The 17,824-nt window shown below is 71.9% G+C and carries 16 protein-coding genes; 7 read left to right on the top strand and 9 right to left on the bottom strand.

Going from position 1 to position 17,824, the window contains the following annotated elements:
- Positions 1 to 20 precede the first annotated feature (20 nt).
- Positions 21 to 1,073 (top strand): hypothetical protein, encoded by a 1,053-nt coding sequence (locus EWH70_RS07815; RefSeq protein WP_130474584.1) that lies wholly within the window; start codon positions 21 to 23, stop codon positions 1,071 to 1,073.
- Here EWH70_RS07815 and alc read toward each other — a convergent pair.
- Both alc and allB read right to left on the bottom strand, forming a co-directional pair.
- A complete protein-coding gene (gene alc / locus EWH70_RS07810) occupies positions 1,008 to 2,009 on the bottom strand; it encodes an allantoicase (RefSeq protein ID WP_130474583.1) in 1,002 nt (333 codons plus the stop codon). The genes EWH70_RS07815 and alc overlap by 66 nt on opposite strands.
- Before the next feature lie 13 nt (positions 2,010 to 2,022).
- On the bottom strand, positions 2,023 to 3,342 hold the full coding sequence (gene allB / locus EWH70_RS07805; RefSeq protein ID WP_130474582.1) for an allantoinase AllB: 1,320 nt from the start codon (positions 3,340 to 3,342) through the stop codon (positions 2,023 to 2,025).
- Positions 3,343 to 3,437: 95 nt separating this feature from the next.
- Between allB and uraH the strand changes: the two genes are divergently transcribed.
- Genes uraH through EWH70_RS07785 form a run of 4 tightly spaced genes read left to right on the top strand, consistent with a single transcriptional unit; the run spans position 3,438 to position 6,517 of the window.
- Positions 3,438 to 3,755, top strand: coding sequence for a hydroxyisourate hydrolase (gene uraH, locus EWH70_RS07800; RefSeq protein ID WP_130474581.1), 318 nt, complete (start codon positions 3,438 to 3,440; stop codon positions 3,753 to 3,755).
- A 2-nt stretch (positions 3,756 to 3,757) separates the two neighbouring features.
- A complete protein-coding gene (pucL, locus tag EWH70_RS07795) occupies positions 3,758 to 4,639 on the top strand; it encodes a factor-independent urate hydroxylase (RefSeq protein WP_130474580.1) in 882 nt (293 codons plus the stop codon).
- Positions 4,636 to 5,925, top strand: a complete 1,290-nt coding sequence (locus tag EWH70_RS07790) for a nucleobase:cation symporter-2 family protein (protein WP_130474579.1) — start codon at positions 4,636 to 4,638, stop codon at positions 5,923 to 5,925. The genes pucL and EWH70_RS07790 overlap by 4 nt, the downstream gene beginning before the upstream one ends.
- Before the next feature lie 22 nt (positions 5,926 to 5,947).
- Positions 5,948 to 6,517: a TetR/AcrR family transcriptional regulator gene (locus tag EWH70_RS07785; protein ID WP_130474578.1), complete on the top strand. Its 570-nt coding sequence runs from the start codon at positions 5,948 to 5,950 to the stop codon at positions 6,515 to 6,517.
- Here the strand turns inward: EWH70_RS07785 and EWH70_RS07780 are convergent, their stop codons facing one another.
- Positions 6,518 to 8,284 (bottom strand): ABC transporter ATP-binding protein, encoded by a 1,767-nt coding sequence (locus tag EWH70_RS07780; RefSeq protein ID WP_130474577.1) that lies wholly within the window; start codon positions 8,282 to 8,284, stop codon positions 6,518 to 6,520.
- A gap of 88 nt (positions 8,285 to 8,372) precedes the next feature.
- Here EWH70_RS07780 and EWH70_RS07775 point away from each other — a divergent pair, with 88 nt between their 5' ends.
- Positions 8,373 to 8,930 (top strand): TetR/AcrR family transcriptional regulator, encoded by a 558-nt coding sequence (locus EWH70_RS07775; protein WP_165436196.1) that lies wholly within the window; start codon positions 8,373 to 8,375, stop codon positions 8,928 to 8,930.
- Here the strand turns inward: EWH70_RS07775 and EWH70_RS07770 are convergent.
- From EWH70_RS07770 to EWH70_RS07755, 4 genes are read right to left on the bottom strand one after another with little or no spacing between them, the layout of a single operon-like run.
- On the bottom strand, positions 8,917 to 11,118 hold the full coding sequence (locus tag EWH70_RS07770) for a xanthine dehydrogenase family protein molybdopterin-binding subunit (RefSeq protein WP_130474575.1): 2,202 nt from the start codon (positions 11,116 to 11,118) through the stop codon (positions 8,917 to 8,919). The two genes, EWH70_RS07775 and EWH70_RS07770, sit on opposite strands and share 14 nt — an antisense overlap.
- Entirely contained in the window at positions 11,115 to 12,461 is a 1,347-nt protein-coding gene (locus tag EWH70_RS07765) for an 8-oxoguanine deaminase (protein WP_130474574.1), read from the bottom strand. The genes EWH70_RS07770 and EWH70_RS07765 overlap by 4 nt, the downstream gene beginning before the upstream one ends.
- 1 nt (position 12,462) lies before the next feature.
- Positions 12,463 to 12,927, bottom strand: coding sequence for a (2Fe-2S)-binding protein (locus EWH70_RS07760; protein ID WP_130474573.1), 465 nt, complete (start codon positions 12,925 to 12,927; stop codon positions 12,463 to 12,465).
- Positions 12,918 to 13,787 carry an FAD binding domain-containing protein gene (locus EWH70_RS07755; RefSeq protein WP_130474572.1) on the bottom strand — a complete coding sequence of 290 codons (870 nt, stop codon included), beginning with the start codon at positions 13,785 to 13,787 and terminating at the stop codon, positions 12,918 to 12,920. The genes EWH70_RS07760 and EWH70_RS07755 overlap by 10 nt, the downstream gene beginning before the upstream one ends.
- 120 nt (positions 13,788 to 13,907) lie before the next feature.
- Between EWH70_RS07755 and EWH70_RS07750 the strand changes: the two genes are divergently transcribed.
- Positions 13,908 to 15,404: a PucR family transcriptional regulator gene (locus tag EWH70_RS07750; RefSeq protein WP_130474571.1), complete on the top strand. Its 1,497-nt coding sequence runs from the start codon at positions 13,908 to 13,910 to the stop codon at positions 15,402 to 15,404.
- On the opposite strand, the gene EWH70_RS07745 is transcribed toward EWH70_RS07750, so the two are convergent.
- Together EWH70_RS07745 and EWH70_RS07740 are read right to left on the bottom strand one after the other, a co-directional pair.
- The gene (locus EWH70_RS07745; protein ID WP_240686857.1) at positions 15,361 to 16,362 is read right to left on the bottom strand and encodes a serine hydrolase domain-containing protein; all 1,002 of its coding nucleotides are present in this window, start codon (positions 16,360 to 16,362) and stop codon (positions 15,361 to 15,363) included. The genes EWH70_RS07750 and EWH70_RS07745 overlap by 44 nt on opposite strands.
- Positions 16,363 to 16,599: 237 nt before the next feature.
- Positions 16,600 to 17,823, bottom strand: coding sequence for a DUF6986 family protein (locus EWH70_RS07740; RefSeq protein WP_130474570.1), 1,224 nt, complete (start codon positions 17,821 to 17,823; stop codon positions 16,600 to 16,602).
- Between the last annotated feature and the right edge of the window lies 1 nt (position 17,824).

The raw sequence follows: 17,824 nt of genomic DNA, 5'->3' as shown, positions 1-17,824 counted from the left end.
GGCGCGGCGAGTCTCGGAGCATGACGACGACACTCGGCGCACAACTGGCCGTTGCCTACGCCGCACCGCTGTTCTCACTGGTGTACGGCCTGCTCGGCTTGGTCTGGGCCCTCGGCGGGCCCGGCTTCCCATTCGGTGACCAGCGGGCACCCGACGGCATGTCCTTCTTCGTCGGCGCCACGCCGGAAGCCATGGGGCCGGTGATCGCGGCGGTCGGGCTGGCCGGCGGTGTCGCCGGGCTGCTCATGGCCCGCGCCGTCCGCGGCGGCAGGCCGGTGCTGCTCGCGGTGGCGGCGGTGCAGGCCGTCGCATTGCTGCTGGTGCTGCCCGACATCCGGATCCTGCAGAACTTCGCCTACTTGTTCTTCGGCTACTTCGGCCTGATCGACTGGCCGGTGGTGAACATGGCGCTGTGCATTGCCGGTGGTGTGCTGTGGACGGCGGCCGCCGTGGTCTACCGGCAGTCCACTTCGGACACCTGCGCCGGGTGCGGGCGGGTCCCCGCCCGCTGGACGTCGCCGGCCGCGGCCGCCAGGTGGGGCCGCTGGGCGGCCTACGCCGGCGCGGCGTGTGCGCTGCCGTACGGCCTGGTCCGCACGTACTGGGGCATCGAGCTGGCGCTCGGCCTGGACAACGGCGAGGTCGGCCGCACCGTGCCGCACGTGCTCATGCTGTTCGTCCTCGGCGGGCTGCCGCTGGGCGGGGCCGTGCTCACCATCGGCCTGACCCGCCGCTGGGGCGAGGTGTGGCCGCGGTGGGTCCCGTTCCTGCGGGGCAGGCGTGTGCCGCTGTGGTTCCCGGTCACGCTCGGTTCCTGGGCGGCCATCATCGTCACGCTGTCCGGGCTGAAGTTCGACGTGCTGGCCGTCCGGGCCATCGCCGACGGCACGGCGACGCTGAACTGGTCGGGCGGGCCGGGGCTGGCGTTCCTGCCGTGGGGTGTCGCGGTCGGCGTGGCGACGCTGGGCTACTACCTGCGCAGGCGTAAGCCGTGCGCCGCGTGTGCCTCAGCCGGCGGCGGCGAACCGTTCGTCCACGGTGGCCCGGCCGGCCTCGGACAGGCCACCCCATAGCCGGAGCCTCGCCATTCCCCCGTCGGGGTAGACATCCAGCCTGATCCGGTCGATTTCCGGAGCACCGTCCAGTACGAAACGGTGCCTGGTGTCGGGCTGTAGCCGGGTTCGCGGCAGGAGCTCGGCCTCGGTGCCGTCGGGCCGCCGCCCGGTGAGCGACGCCCAGCCGGGCGCGTTGCCCTTGAAGTGCGTGGTGTCCAGCTCGGCCAGTCGCGGCACCCCCGCACCGGCGAGATCGACGCTCACCCAGTCGTTGCCGTCGTCACGGCGGCGCGCGGTCTCCCAGCCCTCGCCCATGACCGCGGCGAAGCCGGGGGCGATGAGGTTCGACGGCGAGGAGTAGAACATGTTGCTGCACCCGGCGATCCGGGCGCCGTTCTCCAGTGCGGCCAGGTCGAGCGCGCCGGGGTCGAGCAGCCGGGGGTCGGCGACCGGCGTACCGTGCACGCGCAGCCGGGCAACTCCGCCGTCGGGGTAGATGCTCAGCCGCACGTGGGTGTACCGCCTGCGTGGCGCCGTGGCGAAGAAGTTCTCCGTGTCACCGGCCAGCGGCGATCGGACGACGACCGTGTCCCAGTCCAGTTCGGACAGTTCCGCCGGGCTCGGGTAGCCGTCGGCCGCGCACGCCTCCACCGACGCGAACGGCGGATAGTTGCCGGTGAAGAACGCGGTGTCCACCACCACGCCGGTGATCGTGCCGGGCAGGCCGAGCCGCACGACGGCCTGGTCGACGCCGTCGGACCGGCGACGCCGGGTCTCCCAGCCGTCGTAGATCTGCCCCTTGTGCCCGAAGCTCCACGGCTGGAAATCCGGCTTGGACGGCTTGATCAGGTTCTCCCGCTCGGCGAACAGCTCGTCGTTGGCCCACACCACGCCACCACCGTTGCGGCGGGAGGCCAGGTCCGGTTCGGCTGTCCACTCCGGACGGTCGGTCATCGCGCACTCCCTTTCAGCACTCGCCCCGGCGCAACAGCTTGCCCGCCGGTCGGTCGCCGGTGATCTCCTCGCCGCGAAGCCACGTGGAACGGACGACGCCGGCGAGCGGGCGGCCGTGGTAGGCGCTCACCGGGTTGCGGTGGGCCAGCCTGGCGACGTCGACGACGAACGCCTCGTCCGGCGCGAACACGCAGAAGTCGGCGTCGAAACCGGGGATGATCCTACCTTTGTGTCGCATCCCGGCCAGCTCGGCGGGCCGGCTCGCCATCCACCGCACGACGTCGGCGAGCGTGAAACCCCTGGCGCGGGCGCCGGTCCACACCGCGGGCAACCCGACCTGCAGCCCGGCGACACCACCCCACGCCGTGCGGAAGTCGCCGGTGTCGAACCGCTTCAGCTCCGGCGTGCACGGCGAGTGGTCGGTGACGACGGTGTCGATCACCCCGGCGCCGAGCCCGCGCCACAGTGCCTCGCGGTTGGCGGCCTCGCGGATCGGCGGGCAGCACTTGAACTGGGTGGCGCCGTCGGGCACCTCCTCGGCGGTGAAGCTCAGGTAGTGCGGGCAGGTCTCGACGGTGATCGCGGCGCCGGCGCGTTCCAGCAGCGGCAGCGCACCGGCGTCGGACAGGTGCAGGATGTGCGCGCGGGCGGCGGCCCGCCCGGCCAGTTCGATCACCCTGCCGATCGCGGTGCGCTCGGCCTGCGGTGGCCGGGACCGCAGGAAGGCCTGGTAGTCGCGGCCGGACGGCGCGGTCGCGGCGTCGATGACGGCCGCGTCCTCGGCGTGCACGATCAACTGGCTGTCCAGTCGCGCGACGGTCCGCAGCGCCTCGGCGAGCTCGCCGTCGGACAGCGGCGGGAACTCGTCGACGCCGGAGTGCAGCAGGAAGCACTTGAAGCCGAACACACCGGCCTCGTGCAGCGCGGGCAGCTCGCCGAGCTTCCCGGGTACGGCACCGCCCCAGAAGCCGACGTCGACGTGGACCCGGCCGCGCGCGGCGTCCCGCTTGGCCTCCAGCGCGGGCAGGTCGACGGTCGGCGGGATGCTGTTGAGCGGCATGTCGACCAGGGTGGTCACGCCCCCGGCGGCGGCCGCCGCCGTCGCGGTGGGGAAGCCTTCCCAGTCGGCCCGGCCGGGGTCGTTGACGTGCACGTGGGTGTCGACGAGGCCCGGCAGCAGGACCACGTCGTCGCCGAGGTCGACGGTCCGTTCGGCGGGCATGTCGGCGTCGAACGGACCGACCGCGGCGATCCGTCCCGCCTCCACCCAGACCGTGCACGACCGCTCGGCGCCGTCGACGATCGCCCGGCGGGCCCGCAGGACCAGGTCCATCGGTGCTCCTTCCCGTGCCGCGTTGACGGTGGGTCGCCGGAATCGTACGGTCACGCAAGATCGCGTCCCAAGTCCCCGCGAGACCGGAGCCGCCCGTGAGCCTGGTGACCACCCATGTCCTCGACACGGCCGCCGGGAAGCCCGCGGCGGGTGTCGCCGTCGAGCTGCGGGATGCCGAGGGGGCGCTGGTCGCGAGTGGACGGACCGACGACGACGGCCGGATCCGGGACCTCGGGCCCGCCTTCCTCGCGGCAGGCGTCTACCGGCTGGTGTTCGACACCGGCGGCTACCTGGGTCCGGGGGCGTTCTTCCCCGAGGTGACGGTGACCTTCCGCATCCCCGATCCGCCCACGCACCATCATGTGCCGCTGCTGCTCAGCCCGTACTCGTACTCCACCTACCGAGGGAGCTGACCGTGGGCATCACGCTGGGACCCAACCAGTACGGCAAGGCCGAGGTGCGGCTGGTCGCGGTCCACCGCGACGGGCCGGTGCACAGCCTCAGCGACCTGACGGTGTCCACCGCGCTGCGCGGCAGGCTGGAGCGAACGCACCTGACCGGCGACAACTCCGACGTGGTGGCCACCGACACGCAGAAGAACACCGTGTACGCCTTCGCCAAGGAGGGCGGGGTCGGCGAGATCGAGGACTTCGCACTGCGGCTGGGCAGGCACTTCACCGGCGAGTTCAGCCACATCACCGGCGCCCGGATCCTGATCGAGCAGCACGGCTGGGACCGCATCCCGGTCGACGGGAAGGGCCACGACCACGCGTTCAGCTCAACGGGTGGCGAGCGGCGGACCGCCGCCGTCACGTTCGACGGCGGCCGGGCCTGGGTGGTGTCCGGCCTGACCGGGCTGGTGGTGCTGAAGTCGACCGGATCGGAGTTCCACGGCTTTCCCCGCGACCGGTACACGACGCTGGCCGAGACCACCGACCGGATTCTCGCCACGGCCGTCACCGCACGGTGGCGGCACCGCGAGGCCGGCGGGAACTGGCGGGAGTCGTTCGGCGAGGTCCGGCGGATCCTGCTGGAGACGTTCGCCACCAAGCACAGCCTCTCGCTGCAGCAGACCCTGTACGCGATGGGCGAGGCGGTGCTGGCGCAGCGCGACGAGCTGGCCGAGATCCGGCTGTCGCTGCCGAACAAACACCACTTCCTCGTCGACCTGGAACCGTTCGGGCTGACCAACGACAACGAGGTCTTCTACGCGGCCGACCGGCCGTACGGGCTCATCGAGGGCACCGTGCTGCGCGACGACGAAGACCACGCCTCGGCCGCGGCGGCCTGGTCATGACGCACCCCGTCGACCGGATTCCGGGCACCGCGCAGCTGATCGCGGGCGGGATCCAGCACGTCGCCGCCATGTACGCGGGCGTGGTCGCCCCGCCGCTCATCATCGGCGCGGCCGTCGGCCTGCCGCCCGGTGAGCTGAGCCTGCTGATCAGCGCGAGCCTGTTCACCGCGGGCCTGGCCACCCTGCTGCAGACGCTGGGCGTGTGGCGCTTCGGCGCGCGGCTGCCGCTGGTCAACGGCGTCACGTTCGCCACCGTGGCGCCGGTGCTGGCCATCGTGAAGCAGCACGGCGCCGGCGACGCGCTCGGTGTCGTGTACGGCGCGACGCTGGTCGGCGGGGCGCTGATGGTGCTGGCCGCGCCGTTCTTCTCCCGGCTGACCCGGTTCTTCCCGCCGCTGGTGACCGGGACGGTGATCACGCTGATCGGGGTGTCGCTGCTGCCGGTCGCGGTCGGCTGGATCGCCGCACAGCAGGAGTCGGCGACCGGCACCGGCCTGCTGCTCGCCGGGTTCACCCTGCTCGCGGTGCTGGCGTTCACCCGGTTCCTGCGCGGGTTCGCCGGGCGGATCGCGTTGCTGCTCGGGCTGGTGGCAGGCACGCTGCTGGCCTGGCCGCTGGGCGCGCTGGACACCAGCACCCTGCGGGAGGCGCCCGCGTTCGGGATCGCCGGGCCGTTCCACTTCGGGACCCCGGTGTTCGACATCGCCGCCATCGTGTCGATGGCCATCGTGATGATCGTGGTGATGGTGGAGAGCACCGCGGACATGCTCGCGCTCGGCGAGATCGTCGACCGGCCGACCGAGCCACGCACGGTCGCCGACGGGCTGCGGGCCGACGGGCTGGCCACGGCCGTGGCGACCGTGTTCGGCGGGTTCGCGGCGACGGCGTTCGCGCAGAACGTCGGCCTGGTGGCGCTGACCAGGATGGTGAGCCGCTACGTGGTGGCCGCGTGTGGTGCCGTGCTGGTGCTGCTCGGGGTGTTCCCGGTGGCCGGCGGGATCGTCGCTCTCGTGCCGCAGCCGGTGCTGGGTGGCGCCGGGCTGGTGTTGTTCGGCAGCGTCGCGGTGAGCGGCATCCGCACGCTGGCCAAGGCGTCCTTCGAGCGCCCGGCGAACATCGCGATCGTGGCCGCGTCGCTGGGCGTCGGGCTGATCCCGATCGCCGCCCCGGAGTTCTACGCGGACTTCCCCTCCGCGGTGCGCACGGTGCTGGACTCGGGGATCAGCGCGGGCTGTGTGACCGCGGTGGTGCTGAACCTGGTGTTCGGCGAGCGTTCCACGCGTTGATAGATCGCTCTACTATGGCGGGGTGACCGACACCAAGGACCGCATCCTCGTCGCCACGGCCGAGCTGTTCCGGCGCAACGGCTACACCGGGACCGGCCTGAAGCAGATCGTCGCGGCGGCGAACGCGCCGTTCGGTTCGATCTACCACTTCTTCCCCGGCGGCAAGGAACAGCTGGCCGAGGAGGTCATCCGCACCTCCGGCCCGATGTACATCGAGCTGTTCGAGCTGCTGTTCGAGCCGGCCACGGACCTGTGCGGCGGGATCGAGTCGATGTTCGCGGCGGCCGCGGACATGCTGGTGGAGACCGACTACGCGGACGCCTGCCCGATCGCGACGGTCGCGCTGGAGGTGGCCAGCACGAACGAGCGGCTGCGGGTCGCCACCGCCGACGTGTTCACCGGCTGGATCGAGGCGGGCACCGCGGGCTTCACCCGGTTCGGCCTCGACGCCGACGCCGCGCGGCAGCTCACCATCACCATGGTCACCAGCCTGGAAGGCGCGTTCGTGCTGAGCAGGGCGCTGCGCGACACCGAGCCGGTGCTGACCGCGGGCCGTGCCGTGGCGGCCACGGCCCGCGCGCTGTCCGGCTGATCAGGCCGCCGGGGCCGCCACCGAGGCGATCTTCAGCGCCTCCACCAGATCGCGGTAGAGCACGTCGCTCTCCAGTAGTTCGTGGTGGGTGCCCGCGGCGCGGCAGAGCCCGTCCTCCATGACGAAGATCCGGTCGGCGTCGATCACCGTGGACAGGCGGTGCGCGATGGTCACGACCGCACCCGTGCTCGCGATGCGGTCGATCGCCGTGTGCACGGCGGCTTCGGTGAGCCCGTCCAGCTGCGCGGTCGCCTCGTCCAGCAGCAGGATCTCCGGGTCGCCGACCAGGGCCCGCGCCAGCGCGATGCGCTGCCGCTCCCCGCCGGAGACGGTCGCGCCGGACAATGGCGTGTCCAGTCCCTGCGGCAGGGACCGCACCCGCTCGTCCAGCCGGACCTCCCGCAGCGCCGCCCACAACGCGTCCTCGCCCGCGCCGGTGTGGGTGTAGGTGAGGTTGTCCCGCACGGTGCCCGGGACCAGCGGCGTGTCCTGCTCGACGTAGACGATGCGCCGCCGGACGTCGTCGACCGACCACTGGTCGAACGGCACCCCGTCGAGCGTGAGCGTCCCGCTCTCCGGCTGCAGGAACCGCAGCATGAGCGAGAACATCGTGGTCTTGCCCGCCCCGGACGGTCCGACGATCGCGGTGTGCCCGGTGCGGGCGATGTCCAGGCTGACGCCGCGCAGGGCGGGTTCGGCACCCGGTGCGTACCGGGCGACCACGTCGCGGAAGGACAGGACCGTGTCCGCCCGCCCGTCGACCGCTCCGGCGGCTGCCGTGGTCCGGCCCTCCGGCTCGACGTCGAGGCCCTGCACCTCGCGGATCCTCGCCGCGGCGGCGACCCCGGCCTGCAGCTCACCGACCGTCCTCGTCACCGCCTCGACCGGCTCCATCAGCTGGAACGCGTAGAGCAGGAACGCCACCAGGCTGGACACGGCGAGCGCGCCCTCGCTGACCCGCCACGCACCGAGCGCCAGGATCAGCAGGATCGCCAGCTGGATACCGGCGCCGGCCAGCGTCCAGTTGACCACCGTGATCCGTGCCGCGCGGATGCCCTTCCGTGCCGACTCCTGGGCTTCGGCCAGCACCCGGCCGCTCTCCCGGTGTTCGGCCCGGCTGGCCTTGACGGTGCGGATGGCCCGCAGTGCTCCTTCGAGCAGCCCGCCCATCCGGCCGACGGCGTCCTGGGCGTCCCGGTGTGCCGCGGAGATCTGCGGCATCAGCATCCCGGCGACCGCGCCGACGACACCCAGCGCGCCGATGGTCGTCGCCAGCAGCACCCAGTCCAGCGCCGCCATCAGCACCAGCGACCCGATCACGCCGACTGCGCCGTTGACCAGCTGGATGCCGCTTCCCGCCGCCTCCCGCAGCAGCACGCTGTCGGAGGTCACCCTGGTGACGAACTCGCCCCCGGAGCGCTTGGCCAGCTCCCCCATGCGGATCCGGAACAGCCTGCGCACCATGTCCGTCCTGGCATCGAGCACGATGTTCTCGGCGAGCTTGCCCAGCAGGAGACCCTGCCACAGGCCGATCACCGACCCGGCCACCAGCAGCGTCACCAGGATGGCCACGGCCGCGCCGATCGGCGCCGACTCCGCCATCCCGTCCAGGACCCATTTGGCCACCATCGGGGTGGCCAGGGTCGCGCCGGTGGCGATCAGCCCGAGCACGAGCCCCAGCAGGAGCTTCCCCCGGTGTGGCCGGACGAACGACCACAGCACCCGTACGTTCTGCCACCGCAGAGGTGGCTCGTCCTTTCCTCCCATGGACCCGAGTGTAGCGAAATGGGACATCGATGTCTCATAATAAAGACTCGCGGTGCCGATGCGGTACATCCGTTGTTAAATAAGAGCCGTGTCGTCCACTCGCAACCGAACCCGGGCCCACATCCTGAAGACGGCGGCCAGCGTGCTCGCGGACTGCCCGACCGCCTCGCTCGGCGACGTCGCCGAGAAGGCCGGGGTGGGCCGCAGCACCCTGCACCGCTACTTCCCGGAGCGGTCCGGTCTCACCGCCGCGGTGGTCGACGAGGCCATCGAACAGATCCGCCTGGCCGTCACCGAGGCCGCGCTGGACCGGGACGACACCCTCACCGCTCTGCGCCGGGCGGTGCACGCCTGGCTCGAGATCGGCCCGTGGCTGCAGTACCTGTTCAACACCGGGCACCTGCTGGCCGAGCAGGACCGGGTCAACCAGGAACTGGACTCGGCGAACAAGCCGCTCACCGACCTGCTGGAACGCGGCAGGAAAGAAGGCCTGCTGGACGCGGGCGTCACGGTCGACTGGCTGATGGGCGTGTTCTGGGCGCTGCTCTACACCGGCTGGGAGCTGGCCAAGGAGGGCACGCTGCCCCGGCACGACGTGGCGGCCAACATCATCCGCACGATGGAGAACGGCATCATGTCCCGGTGATGTGCTCCGGCCGGACGGGTACCCGCCGCAGTGCCAGCCCGGTCCCCTGCCGGATCGCCGCGACGATCGCCGGAGTCGACGAGATCGTCGGTGGCTCACCCACTCCGCGCAGCCCGTAGGGCGCGTGCGGATCGGCCAGCTCCAGCACGTCGACGTCCATCGGCGGCATGTCGAGCACGGTCGGGATCAGGTAGTCGGTGAACGACGGATTGCGCAGCTTGCCGTCCCGCGTCTGGATTTCCTCCATCACGGCGAGCCCGAGCCCCTGCGCCGACCCGCCGTGGATCTGTCCGAGCACGGCCTGGGGGTTCATCGCCCGGCCGACATCCTGCGCGCAGTCCAGCGCGACGACCTTCACCAGCCCCAGTTCGACGTCCACGTCCACCACCGCCCGATGTGCCGCGAAGGCGTACTGGACGTGGGCGTTGCCGCTGCCGCGTTCCGGGTCGAGTGCCTCCGTCGGCCGGTGCCGCCACCGCACGGTCTCGTCGATGACGTCGTCGCCGAGCAGCTCGACGAGGTCCCCGTCTCCCCTGCGCCGCACCGCCTCGCGCACGGCGAGGCAGGCTGCGCGCACCGCCCCGCCGGTGACGTAGGTCTGCCGCGAAGCCGACGTGGACCCGGCGTTGCCGATGCTCGTGTCGACCGGCAGTACCGTCACCCGCTCCACGCCCAGCTCGGTACGGGCAATCTGCTGCAGCACGGTGACCAGGCCCTGGCCGACCTCACAGGCGGCGGTCTGCACGCTCACCGCGGGCTCGCCGCCGACGATCTGCAGCCGGACCCTGGCCGTCGAGTAGTCGTCGAAGCCCTCGGAGAAGCAGATGTTCTTGATGCCGACGCCGTAGCCGACACCACGCACGACGCCCTCGCCATGGGTGGTGTTGGCGACCCCGCCCGGCATCCGGCGCAGGTCGAACTCGCCGTCGCGAGCTGGCATCGGTTTGGCGCTCACCCGGCGCAGCAGTTCGGCGACCGGCGCGGCCGAGTCGATCCGCTGCCCGGTCGGCATGACCGAGCCCTCGCTCATCGCGTTGCGGACCCGGATCTCGACCGGGCCGAGCCCGCAGGCCGCGGCCAGTTCGTCCATTTGCGACTCGTAGGCGAACGCGGCCTGCACCGCCCCGAACCCGCGCATCGCCCCACACGGCGGGTTGTTCGTGTAGGCACCCCAGCAGTCGACGGTCACGTTGGGCACGTCGTAGGGCCCGACACCGAGCGTCGCGGCGTTGGCGACGACGGCGCTCGTCGACGACGCGTAGGCACCGCCGTCGAGGAACAGCCGCGCCCGCACGTAGACCAGGCGCCCGCCGGCGGTGGCGCCGTGCTCGTAGTACATCCGCGCCGGGTGCCGGTGGACGTGTCCGTAGAAGGACTCCTCCCGGTTGTAGACCATCTTCACCGGCTTGCCGGTGTGCAGTGCCAGCAGGCACGCGTGGACCTGCATCGACAGGTCCTCCCTGCCACCGAAGGCACCGCCCACGCCGCCGAGGGTCACCCGGACCCGGTCCGCGGGCAGGCGCAGCGCGGCGGCGATCTGCTGCTGGTCGACATGCAGCCACTGGGTGGCGACGTAGAGGTCGATCCCGCCGTCCTCGGCCGGCACGGCGAGGCCGGACTCCGGCCCGAGGAACGCCTGGTCCTGCATGCCGACCTCGTAGGAACCGCTGACCACGACCTCGGCGGTCGCGCCGGGGTCGCCGCGGCGGATCGGGACGTGCCGCACGACGTTGCCGCCCGGGTGCAGTTCGGGGCCGTCGCCGCGGACGGCGCTCTCCGCGTCGACGACCGGTTCGAGCACCTCGTAGCTGACGGCGATGGCGTCGAGTGCCCTGCGCGCGGTCTCCGGGTGGTCGGCGGCGACCAGCGCCACCGGTTCGCCTTGGTAACGCACCACGTCCTCGGCGAGGACCGGCTGGTCGGCGTGTTCGAGGCCGTAGCGGTTGTGCGGGACGTCGGCGGCGGTGAGCACCGCGTACACACCGGGGACGGCGAGCGCCGGGCCGATGTCGAGCGCGGTCAGCCGGGCGTACGGATGCGGGCTGCGCAGGGTGGCGCCCCAGATCATGTCCTCGTGCCACAGGTCCGAGGAGTAGGCGAACTCGCCGCGGACCTTGCTCACCCCGTCCGGCCGCTGGGCGCTGCTGCCGATCCCGCCGGTGACGCCGACCTGGGTGGAGGCGGTCATCGGTCGTCCCGGAGGCGACTGCTCGCCGTCCGTAGCCCGGCGGCGATCGCGGACTCGTCGGTGGTGGTGAGCCTGCCGTCGTCGACGACGGTGTGCCCGCCGACCAGCAGGCGCGCCAGTGGCGGTGGCGTGCCCAGCACGAGGGCGGCGACCGGGTCGGCAATGCCGGCGTGGTCGAGGCCGTCCATCCGCCAGATCGCCAGGTCCGCCAGTTTGCCCGGCTCGATCGACCCGATCTCGGACTCCCGGCCGAGGCAGCGTGCGCCGCCCATGGTTCCCATCCACAGCGCCTGCCGGACGGTCAGCGCGCGTGGCCCGCCACGCTGGCGTGCCTGCAGCAGCGACTGGTGCAGTTCCCCGGCCAGGCCCCCGGCCTCGTTGGACGCGGCGCCGTCGACCCCGAGGCCGACGGGGACACCGGCGTCCAGCAGGTCGCGCACCGGCGCGATCCCGGCGCCCAGCCGACCGTTGGAGGTGGGGCAGTGCGCGGATCCGGTGCCGGTCTCGCCCATGCGGCGCACGGCTTGCGGCGCGAGGTGCACCGTGTGCGCCAGCCAGACGTCGGCGCCGAGCCAGCCCAGCTCGTCGGCGTACTCGGCCGGGGTGCAGCCCTCCTCCTCGAGGCACTGCTTCTCCTCGTCGAGGGTCTCCGCCAGGTGGGTGTGCAGGCGGACTCCCTTGCGGCGGGCCAGTTCCGCCGCACCCTCCATCAGCTCGCGGCTCACCGTGAACGGCGAGCACGGGCCGGCGGCGACCCGCAGCAGCGCGTCCGGGGCGGGGTCGTGGTGTGTGTCGATGGCCCGTTCGGTGCCCAGCAGTGCGGCCTCGGTCCGTTCGACGAGGTTGTCCGGCGGCAGCCCGCCGTCGGATTCCCCCCGGTCCATCGACCCGCGCACGACGTGCAGCCGCACCCCGACCCGCTGCCGGGCCTCGGCGAGTGCGGCGATCTGATCCCCGGCGTCGGCGGGGAACACGTAGTGGTGATCGGCGACCGTCGTGCACCCGGTGGTGGCCAGCTTCGCCAGCCCGGCCGTCGCGGCGGCGTGGGTGATCCCGGCGTCGAGCCTGCCCCAGACCGGGTACAGCTCGACGAGCCATTCGAACAACGTGGAGTCGGCCGCCAGACCACGGGTCGCCCACTGGTAGAGGTGGTGGTGGGTGTTGATCAGGCCGGGGGTGACCAGGCATCCGGCCGCGTCCAGGCGTTGACCGCCCTCCGGGGCCGCGCCCTCGCCGACCTGCGTGATCCAGCCGTCGGTGACCACGACGTACCCGGTCGCGTACTCGGTACCCGCCCGGTCGACCGTGCAGACGGCGGCGTTCTCGATCACCAGCGTGGACATGTCACTCCTGTCGCGTCGCGGCGAGCCGGACCGCGTCGAGGATCGTCTCGTAGCCGGTGCACCGGCACAGGTTGCCCGCCAGCGCCTCGCGGATCTCCTCGTCGGAGGGTGCGCCGTTGCGGGCGAGCAGATCGTGTGCGGCGACCACCAGGCCCGGGGTGCAGAAGCCGCACTGCACGGCGCCGGCGTCCACAAAGGACTGCTGCACCGGGTCGAGGCGGTCGCCGTCGGCGAGTCCCTCGACGGTGCGTACCTCGCGGCCCTCGGCCTGTCCCGCGGCCACCAGGCAGGCACAGACCGGCACGCCGTCGAGGTAGACGCTGCAGGAACCACACTCGCCCTGCTCACAGGCGTTCTTCGAGCCGGGCAGGCCGAGCCGCTCGCGCAGCACGTACAGCAGGCTCTCGCCCGCCCAGACGTCGTCCGCCTGCCGGGGCTCGCCGTTGACGGTGAGGTTCACACGCATGAGCGTTGCCTTTCGCGGTGATCGTCCCAGGCCCAGGTGAGGGTGCGCCGGGCGAGGACGGACAGGGCGTGCCGCCGGTAGGCGGCGCTGCCACGGACGTCGTCGATGGGTTCGGTGGCGTCCGCGACCAGCTCGCCGAACCGGCGTTTGAGCGAGTCCGGCAGCGGGCCGGGCCGGTCCCACGGCAGCTCGGCGCGGAGGAACTCCTCGGCGCCCGGCGTGCGCCGCGGTGTCGGCGCGGCGGAGCCGACCGCGGCGCCCACCTCGCGGCGCCCGGGACGGATCGCCAGCGCGAAGGAGCAGACCGCGATGACCATCGCGTTGCGGGTACCCACTTTGGCGAACTGCTGCGGCCCACCGGCCGCGGGCAGGAGGACGGCCGTGATCAGCTCGTCGTCGGCGAGCACGCTGCGTTTGACGCCCGTGTAGAACTCGCCGGCGCCGACGGTGCGGACTCCCCGCTGCGACGCCAGCTCGATCCGCGCTCCCACGGCAAGAAGCACCGGATGGGTGTCACCCGCCGGTGAGGCGGCGCCCAGGTTGCCGCCGACGGTGCCGCGGTTGCGGATCTGGGGCGACCCGACGGTGCGCGACGCCATCGCCAGGCCGGGCAGCTCGGCACCCAGCTCGGTGATGACCCGGGCGTAGGGCACGGTCGCGCCCAGCCGGATCAGCTCGCCGTCACGGGACCATTCACCGAGTTCGGCGACCCGGGTGAGGTCCAGGAGCGCGCCGGGCCGCCGGTGATCGAAGTTGAGTTCGACCATCACGTCGGTACCGCCCGCGATCGGGACCGCGTCCGGCCGCCCGGCCCTCAGCGCGAGCGCTTCGGGCAGCGTGGTCGGACGGAGAAAGTCCACGGTGACTCCTCTGACGGCGGATACTCCAGTGAACAGCGACACCACCGACCCGGCAACGGTGGTGGACTACGAAACACCGATGAGGCACAGCCAGGCTGTTTGTGCTTTCCTACAAACGTTATGACCACCGTGCGGGACCTACTCCGGATCCCCGAGCTACGCCTGCGGGTCCGTAGCGGGGACGACCTGCTCGACCGTGGCGTGAGCCGGGTGTACGGCACTGAACTGCCGGACCCGAGCCGCTACCTGACGGCAGGCGAGCTCGTGCTGACCGGGTTGCTGTGGTGGCACGCGCCCGGCGACGCGGAGCCGTTCGTCGCCGCCCTGTCCCGCGGCGGCACCGCCGCGCTGGCGGCGTCGGGTGCCGACACCGGCGGGATCCCCGGGGAACTGGTCGAGGCCTGCGCCCGGCACCGGATTCCCCTACTGGAGGTTCCCGCCGACCTGTCGTTCGCGGTGGTCACCGAGCGAATGGTGCTCGCGCTGGCCGAGGTGCGGCCGGTGCTCCGGGCGGACACCGAGCTGCCCGTCCTGCTGACGCAGGCCGCCGAGGAACTGGCGGCCCCCTGCTGGGTGCTGTCCGCGAGCGGGCGGGTCGTCGCGGGAAGCGGCATGCTGCTGCCCGACGCCAGGAAACTGGCCGAGCGCTTCGTCGCCAACGGCTGCCGGGCGGTGACCGCGCGGCGGCACAGCGTCCTCCCGGTCGACGACCACGCCGACGTGCCGTGGGCGGTGGTCGTCGGCGACGACCGGACGACCTGGGCACCTGCCACCAAGCACGTGACGGACGAACTGGTCGACCTGGTCCGCGCCCACCAACGCGAACACCTGCGTGCCCGGACGGCGTCCCGCGCCGCCGACCAGGCAGTGCTCGACCTGCTGGTCCACGCGGGGAGCGACGGCATGGGACCCGCACTCGGCCGCGCGGGCTGGTCACCGGACGCGGTGGCACGGGTGGTGCTTCTGCGGATGACCGGAACGCCGGCGGTACGGGGCGTCGCACTCCTCGACGAGTTGCTCAGCGGCCACCACGCCACCATCGGCACCCGAGGCGCCGACACGATCGCGCTGGTCGAGGACACGGACAGCTGGCCCGCCGACTGGGCCGAGTCGGCCGACCGCGCGTTGCACACCCTCGCGCCGCGACTGCGTGCGACCTGGATCGGTGTCGGGCTCAGCGGCCCGGCAGGCACGTCGGGCCTGCGGGGCGCGGTCGACGAGGCGGGGCACGCGCTGGCCGCGGGCGAACAGCGTGGCGAGCCGGTCACGGTGACCTCGGGTGACGACCTCGGCGTGCACCGGCTCTTGCTCGCCGGTGTCACCGACCAGCTCAGGGAGGCACTCGGCCACCGGATGCTCGGCAGGCTGATCGAGTACGACGCCAGCCAGCAGAGCGACCTCGTCCATACGCTGCGGGTCTTCCTACACAACTCGGGTTCACCGACTCAGGCAGCCAAGGCCCTGCACATCCACGTCAACACACTGCGCTACCGCATCGGCCGGGCCAGCGAGCTGATCGGCCTCGACCTGACCGACTTCACCAACCAGGTCGACGTCTTCCTGGCGCTGCAACTCATCGCCGGACGACCGGAACCGCCGCGGAAATCTCACCGATAAGTGCCTCCACGTGTTCTCCCCAATGCGACACAATGACCAGTTCCCGCGCACGATCTATCCACAGCACGTGGCGGCTCTGATTTCCCCGGGCGCAGACTCCGGTCGCGGGTGCGGCGGGGAATACGTTCCGACGCCGATTCAGCCACCACAGGTAGCCGTAGTCCGGGTTCACCGATCCTGGTGCCCAGCTCATCCGAATCCACTGATCACTCAGGATCTGGTCGCCATGCCACCGACCGCGCTCGCACAACAGCACACCGAGACGGGCAAGGTCGGCAGCACTGGCCCAGAGACCGCCGCCCCAGTGGGCGCCGCCGGACACCACCGCGATATCGCGTCCATCCACCTCCACGAATGAGTTGTCGTACCCGTGCCACGACCACGTCCGTGACACGCCGATGCGATCGAACAGTTCCACTTTCACGACGTCGGCCAGCGATCTGCGCCAGAGCAACGTCAACGCCAATGCGAGCAGATTGACCCGCACGTCGTTGTAGCACCACGCCGAACCGGGGGCAGCCTCCTCGATGTTGGCGCCGTCCACCGAGGAAGGCTTGCCCCACAGCACACCGTCCCAGCCGCTTGTCTGCTGGAGCAGGTGGTGCCACGTCACCTCACCGTGCCGCCGACCCACGACCGGGAGTTCGACCGGCGCGTGCACATCACCGATCAAACCCCGGTCGTAGGCCAGGCCAGCCACCAGCGACAGCACACTCTTGGTGAGGCTGTAGCACATTTCCGGTTCATGAATCGCGCCCCAGCCAGCGAGTGGTTCTCCGCGGTGAAACACCACGCCACTGGCGCCCGTTCCGGGGAGCAGCGGGCCGATCGGCTCGGCCTCGGACTGCCCGGCTACCTGGCGCCTGTGGTAGCCGACCATGTCCTCGATACCGGGGGTCACCCGCCGCTGTTGCCGTCGAACGGCTCTTCTCACGGTGTCCACGTCCACAACGCCCACGCCGATCGATCATCCCGTACGACGCTGCGGATCGGGACCTCTACGCGGACCCGATCCGGTCCGCGAGTGGCTCGCAGTCGCCACGTTACCCCACGGCGCCAGCTTTTTCACTAACACTAAAGAGTGATGGTTTCGATTGCATGTTCGATATACAATCGTCTCATGCGCGCCGGTGATTCCACCGGCATAAAGCTCGGATTTCGTGCAGTGACAAGGGATTCGTTCCCGGCCAGCGGGTCAGGAACGGTGGAGGTAGCGCTCCAGCCCCGGCCGGTCGACGGTGGTCGCCTCCGCGACCTCGGCGTCGTCGAGGGCACCGCAGTGCAGGCCACGCAGGAGGAACCCTGCCATGGCCTGCGCCGTGGCCGGCTCGTCGAGCAGGCCGGTCTCGGCGCTGGTGACGTAGTCACGCAGGCGGCCGGCCGCGTGGGCGAAGCCCTCGCGGAAGAACGCGTACGTGGCGGCGTACCGGCTCGGCAGCTGGTGCGGGTGCAGGTCCCAGCCCTGGTAGAAGCCCCGCTCCAGGGACCGCCGGACCAGCCGGGCGTGCTCGCGCCAGGCCGCCCGGACGGCTTCCCTGTCGCCGGTCGGCAAGCGGTTGGTGGAGCCGTCGGACAGCCGCACCCCGGTGCCGGCCGCCGACACCTGCATCAGTTCCTTGGCGAAGTCCGCGGCCGGGTGATCCATGCTCTGGTACTGCACGCCGATCCCCAGCGCGGCGCTGTAGTCGTAGGTCCCGTAGTGCAGGCCGCTGATCCGGCCCGCACCGGCGTGAATGATCCGGGGCACCGCCACTGTCCCGTCAGCGTCCACAATGGATTGGGAGGTTTCCACCTGCACCTCGAACCGCAACGTCGCATCGTCGAGCCCGTGAGCGGCTTCCAGCGCACCGAGCACGTGCGCGGCCGCCGCCACCTGGTCGACGGCGGTGACCTTCGGCAGCGTCACCACGAAACCGGCCGGCAGCGGACCGGCGTCCAGTAGCGTCCCCAGGAACAGGTCGAGCGTGCGGATACCCCGGCGCCGGGTCGCCCGCTCGAAGCCCTTGAACCGGATTCCGGTGAACGGCGGCGCCTGGCCGGCGCGGACGGACTCGGCGAGCGCGGCCGCCGCCGCACGGGCGTCCGCGTCCTCGGTCCCGTCGTCCGGGCTGCCGTAGCCGTCCTCGAAGTCGATCCGCAGGTCTTCGATCGGCTCCGCGGCGAGCTTGTCGCGCACCCGGTCGAGGACACTCGGGTCCGGGTCGAGGTCGCGGCCGTGCTCGGCGAACACGTCCGACGCCTGCCGCCCCCACCGCGGCACGAGGTCGGCCGTGTACCGGTCGGCGGGGACGTACACCGTGTGGACGGGCTGACGGCCGGCCCGGTCACCGGGGTAGGCCGCCGCCACGCGGGCGTCCGCCTCGGCGAGGCGGGCGTCGACCTCCGCGTAGAGCTCCTCGGTGAGCCGGGCTCGCGCCATC

Origin of the sequence: Amycolatopsis suaedae (genome assembly GCF_004214935.1) — a bacterium.
GTDB classification, from domain to species: Bacteria; Actinomycetota; Actinomycetes; order Mycobacteriales; family Pseudonocardiaceae; genus Amycolatopsis; species Amycolatopsis suaedae.
The sequence above is the reverse complement of the archived record's forward strand: the minus strand, read 5'-3'. Positions and strand labels throughout refer to the sequence as shown.

Excerpts from the sequence above, each read along its gene's own strand:
- EWH70_RS07815 (WP_130474584.1), top strand. The coding sequence starts at position 21 with ATGACGACGACACTCGGCGCACAACTGGCCGTTGCCTACGCCGCACCG.
- alc (WP_130474583.1), bottom strand. The coding sequence starts at position 2,009 with ATGACCGACCGTCCGGAGTGGACAGCCGAACCGGACCTGGCCTCCCGC.
- allB (WP_130474582.1), bottom strand. The coding sequence starts at position 3,342 with ATGGACCTGGTCCTGCGGGCCCGCCGGGCGATCGTCGACGGCGCCGAG.
- EWH70_RS07790 (WP_130474579.1), top strand. The coding sequence starts at position 4,636 with ATGACGCACCCCGTCGACCGGATTCCGGGCACCGCGCAGCTGATCGCG.
- EWH70_RS07780 (WP_130474577.1), bottom strand. The coding sequence starts at position 8,284 with ATGGGAGGAAAGGACGAGCCACCTCTGCGGTGGCAGAACGTACGGGTG.
- EWH70_RS07770 (WP_130474575.1), bottom strand. The coding sequence starts at position 11,118 with ATGACCGCCTCCACCCAGGTCGGCGTCACCGGCGGGATCGGCAGCAGC.
- EWH70_RS07765 (WP_130474574.1), bottom strand. The coding sequence starts at position 12,461 with ATGTCCACGCTGGTGATCGAGAACGCCGCCGTCTGCACGGTCGACCGG.
- EWH70_RS07760 (WP_130474573.1), bottom strand. The coding sequence starts at position 12,927 with ATGCGTGTGAACCTCACCGTCAACGGCGAGCCCCGGCAGGCGGACGAC.
- EWH70_RS07750 (WP_130474571.1), top strand. The coding sequence starts at position 13,908 with ATGACCACCGTGCGGGACCTACTCCGGATCCCCGAGCTACGCCTGCGG.
- EWH70_RS07740 (WP_130474570.1), bottom strand. The coding sequence starts at position 17,823 with ATGGCGCGAGCCCGGCTCACCGAGGAGCTCTACGCGGAGGTCGACGCC.